Origin of the sequence: Shewanella sp. GD04112 (assembly GCF_029835735.1) — a bacterium.
Classification (GTDB): Bacteria; Pseudomonadota; Gammaproteobacteria; order Enterobacterales; family Shewanellaceae; genus Shewanella.
In genome coordinates this window covers 3,171,274-3,186,837 of the sequence record NZ_JAOEAL010000001.1, presented here as the reverse complement: position 1 = coordinate 3,186,837, position 15,564 = coordinate 3,171,274, and the positions used below count along the sequence as shown (strand labels likewise).

The window sequence follows — 15,564 nt, the reverse complement described above, 5'->3', positions numbered from 1 at the left end:
GGGGAATTACTATGTCGGGTTTTGATCGTCGTTCGTTTTTAAAGGCTTCTATGGTAACCGCTGCGGCAACGGCCCTTGCGGCCTGTGCCAGCAGTGAACGTGCTACAGGCACAACACCTAAGGCTGCGGGTAAATCTGTGATGGGGCTGGTCGTGCCCAAGATGGATGAGGTTCGAGTGGGGTTAATCGGGGTGGGTGAGCGCGGCATTGGGTTTGTGCATCATTTCAGCCGTATCGAAGGCGCCCGCATTACCGCCATCTGTGATACCGATACCTTAGTGCTGGCCCGCGCTGAAAAAGCCATTAACGAATATGGACGTGATAAACCTGCTTATTTTAGCAAGGGCGACCATGCGTACCGCGATCTGTTAAACCGTGATGATGTGGATATCGTCGTGATTGCCACACCATGGGCCTGGCATCACCCCATGGCGAAAGAAGCCATGTTAGCGGGCAAGCATGCCTTCGTCGAAGTCCCGATGGCGGGCACGATTGAAGAGCTGTGGGATCTGGTGGATACCGCTGAACTGACCCAGCGTAACTGTATGATGATGGAAAACGTCTGTTACGGCCGTGATGAGCTGATGGTGCTTAACATGGTACGCCAAGGCCTGTTTGGTGAACTGCTCCACGGTGAAGCCGCCTACATCCACGAACTGCGCTGGCAGATGAAGGAAATCGACCGTAAAACAGGCTCTTGGCGTACGGCTTACCATGCTAAATACAACGGTAATCTCTATCCCACCCATGGTTTAGGCCCTGTCGCCCAGTATATGAATATCAACCGCGGCGACCGTTTAGACTATTTAACCTCTGTGAGCTCTCCTTCCTTAGGCCGCGCCGCCTATGCCAAACGTGAGTTTCCAGCGGATCATCAGCGAAACCAACTCAAGTACATTTGTGGCGATATGAACACCAGTCTGATTAAGACGGTAAAAGGTCGCAGCATCATGGTGCAGCATGACACGACCACGCCTCGTCCTTATAGCCGCCATAACCTGATCCAAGGGACCAACGGCGTGTTTGCAGGTTTCCCTAATCGTATCGCGCTGGAAAACGGTGGCTCTGGCAGTTATCACGAGTGGGATGAAAATATGGATTCATGGTACGCCAAATATGACCACCCTCTGTGGACCCGTATGGGCAAAGAGGCTGAGGAGAATGGCGGCCACGGTGGCATGGACTTCTTGATGTGCTGGCGGATGATTTACTGCTTACGCAATGGCGAGGCACTGGATCAGGATGTGTACGACGGCGCGGCATGGTCGGCGGTATTCCCCTTGTCGGTGGCCTCAGTCGGTGACCGTGGTAACTCCAAGGACTTCCCAGACTTTACCCGTGGTGTCTGGCAAACCGCGAAACCCCTCGGCATTGTGGGGTAAGCGCTATGTCAGTGATTCAAACTATCATTGACGCCAATAAAGCAGGTCAGCAGGCGGGCATTTTTGCCGTCTGCTCGGCCCAGCCCTTGGTGTTACAGGCGGCGCTATTGCAGGCAAAGGCGAATGGCACGCCCTTACTTATCGAGGCGACAGCCAACCAAGTGAATCAGTTTGGCGGTTATACCGGGATGAAACCACAGGATTTCATCGACTTCGTTACTCAAATGGCCATTGAACTTGGCCTTGAACCTTCACAATTACTCTTTGGCGGCGACCACTTAGGCCCCGTCGTTTGGTGCCAGCAAGCCGCCGAAGAGGCGATGCAATTGGCGGAAGACCTTATCGCCGAATATGTTAAGGCGGGATTTACCAAAATCCACCTCGACACCAGTATGGCCTGCGGCGGTGATGTGCTTCCCTTAGCGGATGAACTTATCGCGGCGCGTGCGGCGCGGCTCTGTGCGGTGGCTGAAGCCCACCGTGCGCCCGAGCAAGCACTCTGTTATGTGATAGGCACCGAAGTGCCTGCGCCCGGCGGTGTGAGTGAGATGGAGGCCGAGCTTGCAGTCACGCCCGTCAGCGCCATTGAACATACCTTAAATTGCCACCGCGATGCCTTTACCGCGGCAGGATTGGGTGAGGAGGTGTGGCAAAAGGTGATTGCGGTCGTCGTTCAGCCTGGGGTGGAGTTTGATAACAGCCAAGTGCATTTGTTTGAACCCGAGGCGACCCATGCCCAAAGTGAGTTCATTCGCGGTTATCCCAGATTAGTGTTTGAGGCGCATTCGACCGATTATCAGCTCAGCATGGGGTATCAAGCCTTAGTGCAGCAGCATTTCGCGATTTTGAAAGTGGGCCCACAGCTTACCTTTGCTCTGCGGGAAGCCTTGTTTGCCCTGTCCCATATCGAAAATGTGCTGTGCCAGCCCGAGCAATGCTCGGATTTACGCCAAAGCTGTTTTGAGTTAATGCGAGATAACCCTAAGTATTGGCAAGGGTTTTATGCCGACAACGAGGCATTGAAGTGGCAACTTGGCTTTAGCTTTAGTGACCGTGTGCGTTATTACTGGCCGAGTCTGCAAAACAAGGTCGAGCAGCTATTGAGCAACTTAGCCCAGAGCATTCCTCTGCCGCTGATCAGCCAGTATTTACCGAACCAATATACGGCGGTCTTGGCGGGGGAACTTAAGCCCACGGCCCGTGAACTCGTGCTGCATAAAATTACCGAAGTATTGGCCGATTACGCCAATGCCTGCCAGCTTCCTGTGATGCAATCACCTTTAAAGGGATGATATTTTGATGTTAACCAGTCCTCTTTCTCCATTCGAACATGAAGATAGCAACCTGTTATTGAGTGCAGAGCAATTAACCCAATATGGCGCCTTTTGGACGGCGAAGGAAATCAGCCAGCAGCCGAAAATGTGGCGCAAAGTGAGTGAGCAGCACAGTGATAATCGCACAATTGCAGCTTGGTTAACGCCGATTCTGGCAAAGCCGCAGTTAAGGATTATCCTCACTGGGGCAGGGACGTCGGCCTATATAGGTGATGTGCTCGCGGCCCATATTCAGCAGCATTTACCTTTGGCAACCCAACAAGTGGAAGCCATCAGCACCACGGATATCGTGAGTCACCCAGAGCTGTATCTGCGGAGCAATATTCCCACGTTGCTGATTTCCTACGGCCGCTCGGGAAACAGCCCCGAGAGTATGGCGGCGGTCGAACTGGCGGAGCAATTGGTCGATGATTGTTACCATCTGGCGATCACCTGTAATGGTCAGGGAAAGCTCGCCAACTATTGCGCCGACAAATCCCATTGTTACTTGTATAAGTTGCCCGATGAAACCCACGACGTGAGTTTTGCCATGACCAGCAGCTTTACCTGTATGTACTTGGCAACCTTGTTGATTTTTGCGCCAAACCCTCAGGCGCTAGCGCAATGCATCGAGATGGCCGAGCACATCTTAACTGAGCGCTTAGCTGAAATCCGTCTGCAATCGGAGCAGCCTAGCAAGCGGGTCGTGTTCCTCGGTGGCGGACCACTTAAGGCCATCGCCCAAGAGGCAGCGCTTAAGTACCTTGAACTCACCGCAGGGCAAGTGGTGAGTGCCTATGAGAGTCCGCTCGGGTTTCGCCATGGGCCAAAATCTTTAGTCGATAGTTATACGCAAGTGCTAGTGATGGTGTCGTCGGACCCCTATACTCGCCAATATGATAACGATTTAATTCAAGAGCTTAAGCGAGATAATCAAGCATTATCAGTGTTGACGCTCTCCGAAGAACTGTTAACTGGCTGCAGTGGGCTTAACGAAGTCTGGTTGGGATTACCCTTTATTTTGTGGTGTCAAATCCTAGCCATCTATAAAGCGATTCAACTTAAAGTATCGCCGGATAATCCTTGTCCTACGGGGCAAGTTAATCGAGTTGTGCAGGGTGTCAATGTATATCCCTTTGTAAAATAAATATAAATAAGGGCAAGGGCATGTATTACGGTTTAGATATAGGTGGAACAAAGATTGAGTTAGCGATTTTTGATACTCAATTAGCGCTACAGGATAAGTGGCGTTTAAGTACTCCTAGGCAGGATTACAATGCCTTTATGGCAACGCTTGCCGAGCAAATCGAAAAGGCGGATCAGCAATGTGGTGAGCGCGGTACTGTTGGGATTGCGCTCCCCGGGGTGGTGAAAGCCGACGGGACTGTGATTTCGAGTAATGTGCCTTGCCTTAATCAACGCCGTGTTGCCCATGATCTTGCTAAGTTGCTCAATCGAACCGTGGCTATCGGTAATGATTGCCGCTGTTTTGCCCTCTCCGAAGCGGTACTCGGGGTGGGCAGGGGACACTCCCGCGTACTGGGGATGATTCTCGGCACCGGCACTGGCGGTGGTTTATGTATTGATGGCAAATTGTATCTCGGTGCAAATCGACTCGCTGGAGAGTTTGGCCATCAAGGCGTGAGCGCCTATGTTGCCCGTCGACATCAACTGCCGCTCTATGCCTGTGGCTGTGGGCTTGAGGGCTGCGCCGAGACCTATGTGTCAGGCACTGGACTTGGCAGACTCTACCAAGATATCGCGGGGCAAACGGCCGATACCTTTGCATGGCTGAGTGCACTGCGGCAAAACGACCCGCTCGCCATCAAAACCTTTGAGACTTATATGGATATTCTCGGAAGCTTAATGGCTTCATTAGTGCTGGCGATGGACCCGGATATTATCGTGTTGGGCGGTGGATTATCCGAGGTGGAAGAAATTCTCGCCGCCTTACCCCAAGCGACCAAGGCGCATCTTTTTGATGGCGTGACTTTGCCGCAATTTAAATTGGCCGACTTTGGTTCGGCCAGTGGCGTGCGCGGCGCGGCCTTGCTCGGTCACGGGCTCGATGCGGGGATAAGCTATGAAGCCTAATACGGATTTTAAGCTGATTGCCGACGGCGCTAAGGTGCTAACGCAAGGCAAACTTGCTGAGCACTGTGCTATTGAGGTGTCGGATGGCATTATTCGCGGCCTTAAAACCTCAATATCGGCAGAGTGGACAGCGGATAAACCATGCTACCGATTGACCTCTGGCACGCTGGTGGCGGGATTTATCGACACTCAAGTCAATGGTGGCGGAGGCGTGATGTTCAATCATGCTCCGACGCTGGAAACCTTAAGGCTGATGATGCAGGCCCATCGCCAGTTTGGCACTACGGCCATGTTACCTACGGTGATCACCGACGATATTGAGGTGATGCAGGCGGCGGCCGATGCGGTGGCTGAAGCTATGGTTTGCCAAGTTCCTGGGATTATCGGTATCCACTTTGAAGGCCCGCATTTGTCGGTTGCAAAGCGCGGTTGCCACCCTCCCGCGCACTTGCGTAGCATCACTGAGCGCGAGTGGCAGCTTTACTTAAGGCAAGATCTCGGTGTTAGGCTGATCACCCTAGCGCCAGAATCAGTCACACCAGAACAAATCAAACGCCTCGTTGCCTCCGGCGCCATTGTCAGTCTTGGGCATTCGAATGCCGACGGCGACACTGTCCTTAAGGCCATTGAGGCTGGCGCATCGGGTTTTACCCACCTCTACAACGGCATGTCGGCACTGACTTCCCGCGAGCCTGGAATGGTGGGCGCGGCATTGGCCAGTGAAAACACTTACTGCGGGATTATTCTCGATGGTCAACATGTGCATCCCATCTCGGCGCTGGCGGCGTGGCGGGCAAAGGGAACTGAGCATCTGATGTTGGTCACCGATGCCATGTCGCCCTTAGGGAGCGAGCAAACGGAATTTCAATTCTTCGATGGCAAAGTGGTTCGTGATGGGATGACGCTGAGGGATCAGCATGGCTCCTTAGCGGGCTCAGTGCTCGATATGGCAAGCGCGGTGCGTTATGCCGCCACCGAACTCCATCTTGGCCTTAGTAACGCAGTACAGATGGCGACGAGCACGCCTGCCGACTTTATTCTGCGGCCACAATTGGGGGATATAGCCGAAGGTAAACAGGCTGATTGGGTCTGGCTCGATGACGAGCACAGGGTCCTAGCGGTCTGGATTGCGGGTGAGTTGCAGTACCAAGCCGAGCAGGCTCGGTTTGTGTAAGTTATCGATATATCAATTAAAACAATAATTAAAGTGGCATTAATTTGGGGGTAAGTACTCAACTCATTGCCCATTCAACAAGCAAAATAACAAAAAGGTGAAACGATGAAATTCACGTCCGACAGCACCCAAGCCACGGCCTCACCGCAGGGCAGTTTTATTCCTATGTTATTGATAGGAATTTTATTTTTTGTCTTTGGCTTTGTGACTTGGCTCAATGGTGCCTTGATCCCATTTTTAAAAATCGCCTGTCAGTTGAATGAGTTTGAAGCCTATTTAGTCACCTTTGTGTTTTACATTGCTTATTTTGTGATGGCGCTGCCGACCTCATCTATCCTCACGCGTCTCGGCTATAAGATGGGCATGACCTTAGGTTTAGGGATTATGGCGGCTGGCGCGGGCTTGTTTATTGTGGCGGCTTTGGTCGGCCATTTTGCGACCTTCCTCTTGGCGTTATTTGTGTTGGGCACAGGCTTAACCTTGCTGCAAACGGCCGCCAATCCTTACATTGTCTGTATTGGCCCACGGGAAAGTGCGGCAATGCGGATAAGTTTAATGGGGATAGTGAATAAGGGCGCGGGCTTTATTGTGCCAATTATCTTTACGGCCTGGATTTTAACGGGCATGGACCCCTACAGTGAAACGGCATTGGCCAGCCTGTCCGAAGCGCAGCGCGAATTGGCGTTAACGGAATTAGCCAATCGTTTAGTACAGCCCTATTTAATGATGATGTTTGTACTACTGGGATTGATGGCCTTTGTGTGGTTTTCGCCGCTGCCAGAGCCCGAATTAGGTGAGCGAGTCGAGCGTACCCAAGCCGATTGGAAGGCTATTCTACAGTATCCGCAGGTGATCTTAGGGGCTCTAACACTCTTCTGTTATGTGGGCGCCGAGGTGATTGCCGGTGATAGCATAGGACTATTTAGTCAAGGACTCGGGGTTGCCCACTTTGGCATGATGACCTCCTACACCATGGGATTTATGGTACTTGGCTATGTGTTTGGAATCGTGCTGATCCCAAGATGGCTCAGCCAGCAAACGGCATTAGTGGGCTCGGCTGTCGCGGGCTTGTTATTTACCCTCGGGGTCTTGCTCAGCGACAGTCAAAGCCAAGGTTTGTCTGAACTGTTACTCGGTTGGTTAGGCGTATTACCCGTGCCCGATCCCGTGCTTTACTTAGCCCTGCTTGGGTTGGCAAACGCCTTGGTATGGCCTGCGGTGTGGCCATTAGCCCTTGAAGGACTCGGGCGCTTAACGGCCACGGCATCGGCGCTACTGATCATGGGGATTGCGGGCGGTGCGATTCTGCCACTGCTCTATGGCTACATAGCCCATAGCCAAGGTGACAGCCAAATGGCGTATTTCTTACTGTTACCTTGCTACGGTTTAATATTTTACTACGCCATTTGGGGCCATAAGTTAACGGCCAAAGTGGCCTCTAGCACTGCTATGGTTAATGAATAGCAAAGAAAAGCCCCATGCTTAGCACTGTGGTCAATAGGGTATTACGCGTGACAAATGCTAATACCGTTGCGACCACTGCGCATATCAAGTAGCTGTTATCTAAGCTTAAATCGAGTTTGCCTTCCTGCACAAATACGATAGGTGCAAAGATGGCTGTGAGTACGGCGGGCGCCGAATAACTCAAAAAGGTCTGGGTATTTTTACTCAGCCTTAGCGGCAGTTTGGGCTCGAGCAGTAAATGCCGACTGATAAATACCACCGCCGCCATTGAAAAAATCATTAACCAGATCATAGGGTTTCCTCAGCTTGGGTGGCAGTCGTGTCGGTTTTTGGGGCTGGCTTATCCTCGCCCGAGACTTTGGCATAGAGCACGCCAGCGCTCATCCCCGATAGGGCGGCAATTAACAGTCCCGCCTGAATATCCAGCACGGCGCACACCACAGCTAAGGTGAGCGAAACCAGCACACAGACTAAGATTGATGGCTTTTTCACCGTCGGGACTACAAGCGCAATAAAGGTCGCAGCAATGGCAAAGTCGAGCCCTAATTCGCCTAAGTTATCGATAGCATTGCCCGCGATAATGCCGAGCAGGGTGGCGAGGTTCCAACCAAGGTAAAAACTCAGGCCGCCGCCCAGCGCGTACCAAGGATCGAATTTATGCAGCTTGCCTTGGTTGGCGATGGCAAAGAGTTCATCGGTCAATAAAAAGCCCAGAGTGAGGCGCCATTTCAGTGGTAAGGGGCTGATTTGGCTGCGCATCGCCATGGCGTACAGCAAGTGACGCGAGGTGATCAGCAAAGTGGTGATTAAAATGCTCCACAGACCAATCCCCGCCTTAACCATGCCGAGCGCGACCAATTGCGCGGCGCCCGCAAAAATAATCGCCGACATGGCCTGACTTTCTATTGGTGTTAGTCCGACCTCAATCGCGAATGAGCCCGCGAGGATCCCCCAAGGAACGACGGCAATGGTGAGTGGCAACATGGCGAGTGTGCCCTTGAAAAAGGCCTTGGTCTTACTGGATGAATGGGTGTGGACAATATACGGCTCTGACACTCTGACTCCTCACAACGGCTGGGATAAAAAGAATATAAGGGGTTAAGGCTAACGTAAAATCAGGGCTTAAGCTTGGATAATATTGCGGCCGATCCCCTTGGCAAATTGCCCAGGGGTGAGCCCGACAGTCTTTTTAAAATGGCGGTTTAAATGGCTCTGATCATGAAAACCGCACTCCATGGCGACATCTAGCAGCTTGATCCCTTGGCCGATTTTCTGTTTTGCCAGTTTGACTCTGGCCTGAGTTTGATAGGCGTGGGGCGGCAGACCATAACAACGTTGGAATTGTCTAAGCAAATAATAGGGGCTTAATCCTGCGAGTGTGGCTAGCTCTTCGAGGGAGATATCGGCCGCGGGGTGATCGTCAATAAAGGATTTCACCAAGGCTAATGCGGGCTTAGCGTTTGCCCCCAAGTGTTCACTGGGATAATTACGGCCATGGCGCGCCATCAGTTGCGTCAGGCTCGAATAGACCAGACTTTCACGTAGTAGGCGATTGTCCGAGGTATCTAAGGTGCTAAAGGTGAGGCGCAGCAATTCGGCAAGCTCGGGGTCGTGCACTACGGGTTGTGGGAAATAGGGCGCGCCGCGAGCTGAAGTGAACTCCTGAGTCATATTGGCAAATTGGGCGGGAACGGGATACATAGCACGATAGGACCAGCCGTCCTCGGTGGCGCTACAACCATTATGCACTTCGTCGGCATTGACAAGAATAATGCTGTGCTTTGGCGCCACATGGTTGCCACCCGTGCGATAAAAACGCTGAGCGCCCGTTTCAATCACGCCAACCGTATAACCTTCGTGGGTATGGCGACTAAAATTTTGCTTATGGTAGCGGGCATTAAGTAGCTCAAGGCCACCCAGTTCATTGGCGATGTGGTAGGCCGCATGTTCAGTGTTCATTCGGCCTCCTTTATCGACTGGATGAATGGGTGAGTGCGTTTATCAAGACCAAGGCGTTTAACGCTTGTTTTGCCAGATAGTAACCCAGAACGCCTCGACACTTTTGTACAAAATTGCGCTTTGCCGTGTTTGTGGGGAAGTTTTGGGCGCTGTCTTCTGGCGCAAACGCTTAGGGCCGCGAGTGAATCTCATCGGCCAAGCGGGCTAATTGGCTAAGATCGGCGCCCACAATGGCAGGTAAATGCTCGGTGATTTTCTCAATTGGCCAGTCCCACCAGGCAATGGCGAGTAATGTGTCTATTACTTCGGGCTCGAATCGCAACTTAATCACAGTTGCGGGGTTGCCGCCGACGATGGCGTAGGGTGGCACATCCTTAGTGACCACGGCTTGGCTGGCGATAATGGCACCGTGACCGACGTTGACGCCGGGCATAATGGTGGCGTTATAGCCGATCCACACATCATGGCCAATGCGGGTGTCGCCCTTAAAGGGTAAATCCTCGGGCTTAGGTGTTGCCTTCTCCCAGCCATTGCCGAAGATATAAAAGGGATAAGTGGAAAAGCCCGATACCTGGTGATTAGCGCCATTCATAATGCATTTAACGTCCCGTGCAATGGCACAAAATTTACCGATAATCAGTTTATCGCCAATAAAGTCAAAGTGATAAAGCACGTTTGACTCGAAACGCTCTGGCCCTGCTGGGTCGTCGTAATAGGTGTAATCGCCGACGATAATGTTGTCACTGCTAATAAAGTTCTTCAGAAACCCCACCTGAGGGAATCCTTTTAAGGGGGATTTGTCGTTCGGGTTAGGTCCCAGTTGAGATGGGGAATGCGTCGGCATGTTTGCCTCCCTGATTATTCAATGGCTAAGAATTGGGTAATAGCGCGCAGTTTATAGTCGTAGCGCCGTTAAGAGTCACGCATAGTTAATAACAGAAAAGTCCAGTTAAACCCGCTGGTGGATCTTTTACTCACAATAGGCCGCTTCCCTTGCCAATATGGCATGTTTACGGGTTTCACCCCAGCGATAACCACCAAGTTCACCACTTTGACGTAGCACTCGATGGCAGGGGATAAGTAATGCCACCGGATTGGCGCCAATCGCCGTACCGACGGCGCGTGAGGCCTTAGGCTTGCCAATGGCCTTGGCAATATCACCGTAGGAGGCGACCTCTCCCTTAGGTAAATTCAGCAGGGCGCGCCACACATTGAGCTGAAAATTAGTGCCTTTTACCCAGAGTGATAACGGGGCAGGCTTGGCTTGGTGAATCGCCTGAGTATTAGGTGCTGTTAAATTAACCTCTGCGGCACTCGAGCCCGCAAAGTACTGGCTAAAGAGGTGATCGATTAAGCTTGCCGTTTGCGCCGTGTCCTCATAAATGGTGGCCTGACTCCAGCTCTGCTTTAGACGTTCCAATGGCGATTGAATTTGCTGCATATCGACAAAATCAAACTGGCAAATGCCCCGTGCCGTTTGGGCGATAAAGGCCAAACCGAAGGGCGTAGGATGATAGCCATAGGCAATGCTGATCCCTAAACCCTGCTGACGATATTCGAAGGGGGTGACCGCCTCGAGTTGCACAAAATGATCGTATAAGCGCGAGCCACTGCTCAGGCCTAACTCATAACTGGCACTCAAGGTCGAGTGGGACGGCTGCTGCAATAACTGTTTAGCCCGCTCAAGAGTTAAGGCCTGCAAATAACGTTTGGGAGTGATCCCCGCCCAGCGACTAAAGAGCCGCTGAAAATGGAATTCACTTAAATGGACGTGCGCCGCAATCTCGGCCAGTGAGGGTTGATGACCCACATGCTGACGAATAAAGTCAATGGCACGCGTAATTCGCTCGTAATCTTGGGTCATCGTTATCCATTCCCTAGGTTTTACAGATGGAAACACCACCATCGACCAATAAGGCTATCCCTGTGGTAAAACTGGCCGCATCGGAGGCGAGATATAGCGCCGATTGGGCCATTTCCGCGGGATCTGCGAGGCGCTTGAGGGCATGGAGGTTCTTCACAAAGGCCATGGCCTCCGGAGTATTGGCAAACTCCCGCCCCATCGGTGTATCAGTCCCGCCTGGTAATAGTGCATTGACCCTAATCCCGCGCGCGCCGTATTCAACGGCCAAGGATTGGGTTAAACCAATCATCCCCGCTTTACTCGCCGCATAGGCCGCCGTTTGCGGAAAGCCTATGGTATAGCCAACAAAGGAAGATGTAAAAATAATCGACCCTGCACCACGTTTAAGCATTTGTGGCAATTGATATTTTGCCGCTAAAAATGCACTGGTAAGGTTGGTTGTTAGGGTGTTTTCCCATTCCGCTCGGCTAAGCGCATCCGAATCTACGCCTAACTCACCATTAATGCCGGCATTATTAAAGGCGATATCTAATCCACCATACTGCTTGACGGCAAGCGCCACTAAATCACTGGCATACACCTCGTCGGTCACATCACCCGCCAGATAAACCGCTTCACCGCCTTGGGTGATTATTTCATCCACCAATGAGGCCAATATGGCGCCGCGGCGCGCGCCCAGCACCAGCTTTGCGCCTTCACGGGCAAAGCGTTTTGCGGTGGCATAGCCAATCCCCGAACTTGCCCCAGTAATGATTGCGACCTTTCCCTGTAACACTGCCATAGATATGTCTCCATTAATTGCCTCGGCCATTATGCGCCGATAGAGACATAGTGAAGGGTTAGGGCAGGTTACTCGACCCGAATCTTGCGCTTTTACACTCGGCTGCTAACGTCGTGAAAGTTTGGCGGATTGCTACGGAGTTTTAGGCAACGCCAGCGGCATAAATCAGTAGCAAAGACAGCGGGACGGAAACAACACCGATTAAGCGGAATTGATTTTTAAACGCTTGGGCTGACCATAGGGCAAATTTACGATGTTTACTCGGCGGCGTGCATGCCAAGCCTATTCCAACGCAGAGTAAGACAATGCCTATCGCCAAAAAGATCTGTGGAAATCGGGTATTGGCGCAATATTGGATAAAAATCACACCCGCCATAATTCGGCTAACCACTTCAGCAATATGGAAGTAGGGCTGCTCGCTAAATGCAATAATGCCATCAGCGAACGTCGCTGGCTTGACGACCATCACAAGACTGAATAACAGCATCAATAGACCAAAAGCCGCAATAAAGTACATCGCCATACCTTGTCTTGTGAGGTGTATTAGCACCTTTATTCAATGGTTTAATCGATACTGTTCAACCCAATAGCTTTAAGCCAGTATCGATTTCCCCTCTTTATCGCACAAGCCTTACCACAGCTCTTTTACCAGGGAGATTTTGCCATCGGTAAAGCCAAATAAGACCAGCAGAGGCTGCTCTTGCTGCCATTGTCCATCGGGTTGAATGCTGCCGTGGGCATATTCGACGGCGACATGGTTTTTACCCACAATGTAATTTAATACCCGCTGCTCCTTCGGCTGTTGATAGGCGCCGCGAGCAATATTGCGGATAAAGGCACTGCGCCAACTGGCCCTATCAAAATTAGCGCCATATTCGAGGTGGATATAATTTACATTAGGATGCAGTAATCCCAGAAAATCATCGACATCTTGTTCGCTAGAACCCGATTGGCTGACCTTATCTAAGGCTTTAAAGTAGGCATGAATTTGCGGTAATTGGCACTCAGCACCACAGGTTTGGCTCGCGTTTGCGGATGGACTCAGCAGACAACAGAGGGTGAGCAACATCGATAAATAGTATTTCATCGCAACTCCTTTGCATTGGTTATAAAAATGTCTAAATGTTGATTTTGGCTAGATTACTCTGACGTGGTGCAAAAACCAACATCGAGCAAACCTCGACTATCTGGAAGGCAAACATTTATTTATCAGCTCATTTTTGATGATTGTTTTACCTTGTTATTCAAGACTAAAACAGCGTCGTGGGTTTCACCCCCTGATTTATAATCAAGAGTCGACCAAGGAGGGTTGCTCGTTAAATTATTTAAAAGCAAAGTCAAAGTCGTGGGGCTTCACCCCACACCCGACCAAGGAGGACTGCTCGTCCTATCCTCCTTGGATGCTCCAAGACGCCCCTAACGGAGTTGAAAACCCCTTGTGCTCATTGCCAAATTTGCTATCGCTTCCGAAGGATGCGTCCCTGCACCTGCGAAAGCTAGCTCGGCATCCATGCCGAGACTCACGCAATTTGTCTATTCGCCCTGCGGCAACTCCGAGGGGAGGTGTATTCTGTTACTTCGGAGTTAACTGTTAACCCCAAAAGACTCATGCCTCTCCTGTCTTTCTTTCATATGCAAAGGCTGCGGCCATTATTCGCTGTGGTCGCTTAAGCCGCGCCGCTGACCGTCGTATGATGGCCGCTGAAATGTATATTAGCCCCAGTGTACTGGCCTAGCTGGTGCCACTGGATTATGTAATGAAGGATATGAACACGAATTAAGTGGTGAAGGGGAATATTAAAACCACATATTCAGTTTTAATCCCATTGATTTCGTGAACCCGGTGTTTTTCAAGATAGTTGTCACTCTTTGTTTAAATATTAAGCTGCATTTATTACGCCTTCTTCTGGTGCCTTATCTGGGTTGAGTGTTACAGCGCCAACCGCTTCACAATTTCTGATCTCTGTAGACCAACGCATCGGTTTTCTTTCCTTCGCCGCCTCAAGCACTTTCTTGCGCTTCGCTAAAATAGCGCCATCTTGCAGTGCATGACGTTGCCCTGGTGAGACAAAATTTAGCTGGCTGTGTTTATGCTCATCGTTGTACCAGGTTACAAACTTTTCCACCCATTCTCTTGCTGTTGCTAAGCAGCTAAAACCTGATGCCGGCCACTGTGGGCGGTATTTCAACGTTTTAAATAACGACTCTGAAAAGGGGTTGTCATTACTCACCCGCGGCCGACTTAATGATGCCGTAATACCAAGCTCTTCCAGCTTGGCTTTCATGGTCAGTGACTTCATCGGCGCCCCATTATCAGAATGCAGCACTAATGGCGTGTTAAAGCATTGCTCGCGTAACAGACAGCGTTGGATTAGCGCAGCGGCATATTCCCCACTTTCTTGCTCATGAACTTCGTAACCCACTATTTTTCTACTGTAAATATCTTCAAACAGGTACAAATAGTAGAACTGGCCTTTGACGATTGAGGCTAAATAAGTGATGTCCCATGACCACACTTGATTCGGCCCATCTGCCCGATAACTCAACGGTTTGCTTCGATTGACCGCAGCCTGAGTGCGGCCACGATGGTTAAGTTGACCATGAGCATTTAACACTCTGTAGAAGCTGGATTCCGAGGCGATATAAATCCCGTTATCTAATAATGTTGGCACAATTTGCGACGGGGGTAAGCTGGCGTACTCCGCTTGATTGCACACACTTAATATCTGTTGTCGCTCATGTTCTTCGAGTTTATTTGCTGGCTCTGGTCGAGCTGCTGTTGGCCTTAAATCAGCTTGCACTTGACCTTCTCGATACCAACGTCGATAGGTACGCTTACTGAGGCCCGTTTCAGCACAAGCCTTATAAAGGCGAGCACCATTGGTATAGGCCTCTTGGATTAAGGCAATCAATGCTATGCGCTCAGGCAAGGGGGTTAGCTCTCCTCGCTGTCGTCCCCCCAGAGCGCATTGAGCTTTTTTCTGAGCACCAGTAACGCAGCAGCTTCAGCCAGCGCTTTCTCCTTATAGCGCAATTCCCGTTGCAGCGATTTGATTTCGGCTTTGTCAGCCTTAGCCTGCTGTTTAATGGTTTTAGTTTGTACTTCTGAGGTTTGAAAACCAGCTAAACAATCCTGTTTCCACTGCTGTACTTGCTCGCGGAACAAGCCCTTTTCACGGCAATACTGGTTTATCTCCGCTTCCGACAGCGGCGCTGTTTCAATAATCACGGCAAGTTTTGCTTCAGCCGACCAATCATCGGCTGTTAATGTTTTACCTGGCACGGGGCGACCTTCTTTTCTGGCAATATCTCGCCAATGATACAAGGTTTGCACCGCGATGCCTTCTTCCCGAGCGACCTCTGCGACCGTTAAGTTGTGAGGAGGTAATAATTTTTTAAGGATCGCTTCTTTACGTTCTGGTGAATACCGAGCCATATCGTTCTCTTTTGCCGCACCCTGTCTTTAAACATAATGATTATTTAGGGGTGACAACAATCCTGACACAGGGGGAACCACGTTACAATACAATCAA

15 protein-coding genes are annotated in these 15,564 nt (G+C 50.9%); 6 read left to right on the top strand and 9 right to left on the bottom strand.

The window, feature by feature from the left end; all coding sequences use genetic code 11:
• Positions 1 to 11 precede the first annotated feature (11 nt).
• From N7386_RS14170 to N7386_RS14145, 6 genes are all read left to right on the top strand, one after another.
• Positions 12 to 1,382: a Gfo/Idh/MocA family oxidoreductase gene (locus N7386_RS14170; protein ID WP_086902528.1), complete on the top strand. Its 1,371-nt coding sequence runs from the start codon at positions 12 to 14 to the stop codon at positions 1,380 to 1,382.
• Positions 1,383 to 1,387: 5 nt separating this feature from the next.
• Positions 1,388 to 2,674: a class II D-tagatose-bisphosphate aldolase, non-catalytic subunit gene (locus N7386_RS14165; protein WP_279769218.1), complete on the top strand. Its 1,287-nt coding sequence runs from the start codon at positions 1,388 to 1,390 to the stop codon at positions 2,672 to 2,674.
• Positions 2,675 to 2,681: 7 nt separating this feature from the next.
• Positions 2,682 to 3,842 (top strand): D-galactosamine-6-phosphate deaminase AgaS, encoded by a 1,161-nt coding sequence (agaS, locus tag N7386_RS14160; protein ID WP_279769216.1) that lies wholly within the window; start codon positions 2,682 to 2,684, stop codon positions 3,840 to 3,842.
• 20 nt (positions 3,843 to 3,862) lie between these two features.
• Entirely contained in the window at positions 3,863 to 4,789 is a 927-nt protein-coding gene (gene agaK, locus N7386_RS14155) for an N-acetylgalactosamine kinase AgaK (RefSeq protein ID WP_279769214.1), read from the top strand.
• Positions 4,779 to 5,963, top strand: a complete 1,185-nt coding sequence (gene nagA / locus N7386_RS14150; protein WP_279769212.1) for an N-acetylglucosamine-6-phosphate deacetylase — start codon at positions 4,779 to 4,781, stop codon at positions 5,961 to 5,963. Before agaK ends, nagA begins: the two co-directional genes overlap by 11 nt.
• 105 nt (positions 5,964 to 6,068) lie before the next feature.
• Positions 6,069 to 7,427 carry a sugar MFS transporter gene (locus N7386_RS14145; protein WP_089067470.1) on the top strand — a complete coding sequence of 453 codons (1,359 nt, stop codon included), beginning with the start codon at positions 6,069 to 6,071 and terminating at the stop codon, positions 7,425 to 7,427.
• Here N7386_RS14145 and N7386_RS14140 read toward each other — a convergent pair.
• The 9 genes from N7386_RS14140 to N7386_RS14100 all read right to left on the bottom strand — a co-directional run bounded on the left by N7386_RS14140 (position 7,417) and on the right by N7386_RS14100 (position 15,467).
• Entirely contained in the window at positions 7,417 to 7,719 is a 303-nt protein-coding gene (locus tag N7386_RS14140) for an AzlD domain-containing protein (protein ID WP_011623281.1), read from the bottom strand. The two genes, N7386_RS14145 and N7386_RS14140, sit on opposite strands and share 11 nt — an antisense overlap.
• Positions 7,716 to 8,411 carry an AzlC family ABC transporter permease gene (locus N7386_RS14135; RefSeq protein WP_240520091.1) on the bottom strand — a complete coding sequence of 232 codons (696 nt, stop codon included), beginning with the start codon at positions 8,409 to 8,411 and terminating at the stop codon, positions 7,716 to 7,718. The genes N7386_RS14140 and N7386_RS14135 overlap by 4 nt, the downstream gene beginning before the upstream one ends.
• 138 nt (positions 8,412 to 8,549) lie before the next feature.
• Positions 8,550 to 9,386: an AraC family transcriptional regulator gene (locus N7386_RS14130; RefSeq protein ID WP_279769208.1), complete on the bottom strand. Its 837-nt coding sequence runs from the start codon at positions 9,384 to 9,386 to the stop codon at positions 8,550 to 8,552.
• 169 nt (positions 9,387 to 9,555) lie between these two features.
• Entirely contained in the window at positions 9,556 to 10,230 is a 675-nt protein-coding gene (locus tag N7386_RS14125; RefSeq protein ID WP_279769207.1) for a Vat family streptogramin A O-acetyltransferase, read from the bottom strand.
• Between the two features lie 126 nt (positions 10,231 to 10,356).
• Positions 10,357 to 11,250: a methylated-DNA--[protein]-cysteine S-methyltransferase gene (locus N7386_RS14120; RefSeq protein WP_279769205.1), complete on the bottom strand. Its 894-nt coding sequence runs from the start codon at positions 11,248 to 11,250 to the stop codon at positions 10,357 to 10,359.
• A gap of 13 nt (positions 11,251 to 11,263) precedes the next feature.
• The gene (locus N7386_RS14115; RefSeq protein ID WP_279769203.1) at positions 11,264 to 12,031 is read right to left on the bottom strand and encodes an SDR family oxidoreductase; all 768 of its coding nucleotides are present in this window, start codon (positions 12,029 to 12,031) and stop codon (positions 11,264 to 11,266) included.
• Positions 12,032 to 12,173: 142 nt separating this feature from the next.
• Positions 12,174 to 12,548, bottom strand: a complete 375-nt coding sequence (locus tag N7386_RS14110; protein ID WP_279771034.1) for a hypothetical protein — start codon at positions 12,546 to 12,548, stop codon at positions 12,174 to 12,176.
• 114 nt (positions 12,549 to 12,662) lie between these two features.
• Positions 12,663 to 13,118 (bottom strand): nuclear transport factor 2 family protein, encoded by a 456-nt coding sequence (locus N7386_RS14105; RefSeq protein WP_279769201.1) that lies wholly within the window; start codon positions 13,116 to 13,118, stop codon positions 12,663 to 12,665.
• Between the two features lie 793 nt (positions 13,119 to 13,911).
• Positions 13,912 to 15,467, bottom strand: a protein-coding gene (locus N7386_RS14100) for an IS3-like element ISSpu6 family transposase (protein WP_086937296.1) whose coding sequence is annotated in 2 segments (ribosomal slippage) — positions 13,912 to 15,005 and positions 15,005 to 15,467 — 1,557 coding nt in all. Because the reading frame shifts where the segments join, the coding sequence is not laid out codon by codon here.
• Between the last annotated feature and the right edge of the window lie 97 nt (positions 15,468 to 15,564).

Bases quoted from the DNA above. Each gene is read 5' to 3' on its own strand.
- N7386_RS14170 (WP_086902528.1), top strand. From the start codon at position 12: ATGTCGGGTTTTGATCGTCGTTCGTTTTTAAAGGCTTCTATGGTAACC.
- N7386_RS14115 (WP_279769203.1), bottom strand. From the start codon at position 12,031: ATGGCAGTGTTACAGGGAAAGGTCGCAATCATTACTGGGGCAAGTTCG.
- N7386_RS14145 (WP_089067470.1), top strand. From the start codon at position 6,069: ATGAAATTCACGTCCGACAGCACCCAAGCCACGGCCTCACCGCAGGGC.
- N7386_RS14105 (WP_279769201.1), bottom strand. From the start codon at position 13,118: ATGAAATACTATTTATCGATGTTGCTCACCCTCTGTTGTCTGCTGAGT.
- N7386_RS14120 (WP_279769205.1), bottom strand. From the start codon at position 11,250: ATGACCCAAGATTACGAGCGAATTACGCGTGCCATTGACTTTATTCGT.
- N7386_RS14125 (WP_279769207.1), bottom strand. From the start codon at position 10,230: ATGCCGACGCATTCCCCATCTCAACTGGGACCTAACCCGAACGACAAA.
- agaS (WP_279769216.1), top strand. From the start codon at position 2,682: ATGTTAACCAGTCCTCTTTCTCCATTCGAACATGAAGATAGCAACCTG.
- agaK (WP_279769214.1), top strand. From the start codon at position 3,863: ATGTATTACGGTTTAGATATAGGTGGAACAAAGATTGAGTTAGCGATT.
- N7386_RS14110 (WP_279771034.1), bottom strand. From the start codon at position 12,548: ATGTACTTTATTGCGGCTTTTGGTCTATTGATGCTGTTATTCAGTCTT.
- N7386_RS14130 (WP_279769208.1), bottom strand. From the start codon at position 9,386: ATGAACACTGAACATGCGGCCTACCACATCGCCAATGAACTGGGTGGC.
- N7386_RS14140 (WP_011623281.1), bottom strand. From the start codon at position 7,719: ATGATCTGGTTAATGATTTTTTCAATGGCGGCGGTGGTATTTATCAGT.
- N7386_RS14165 (WP_279769218.1), top strand. From the start codon at position 1,388: ATGTCAGTGATTCAAACTATCATTGACGCCAATAAAGCAGGTCAGCAG.
- N7386_RS14135 (WP_240520091.1), bottom strand. From the start codon at position 8,411: ATGTTGCCACTCACCATTGCCGTCGTTCCTTGGGGGATCCTCGCGGGC.
- nagA (WP_279769212.1), top strand. From the start codon at position 4,779: ATGAAGCCTAATACGGATTTTAAGCTGATTGCCGACGGCGCTAAGGTG.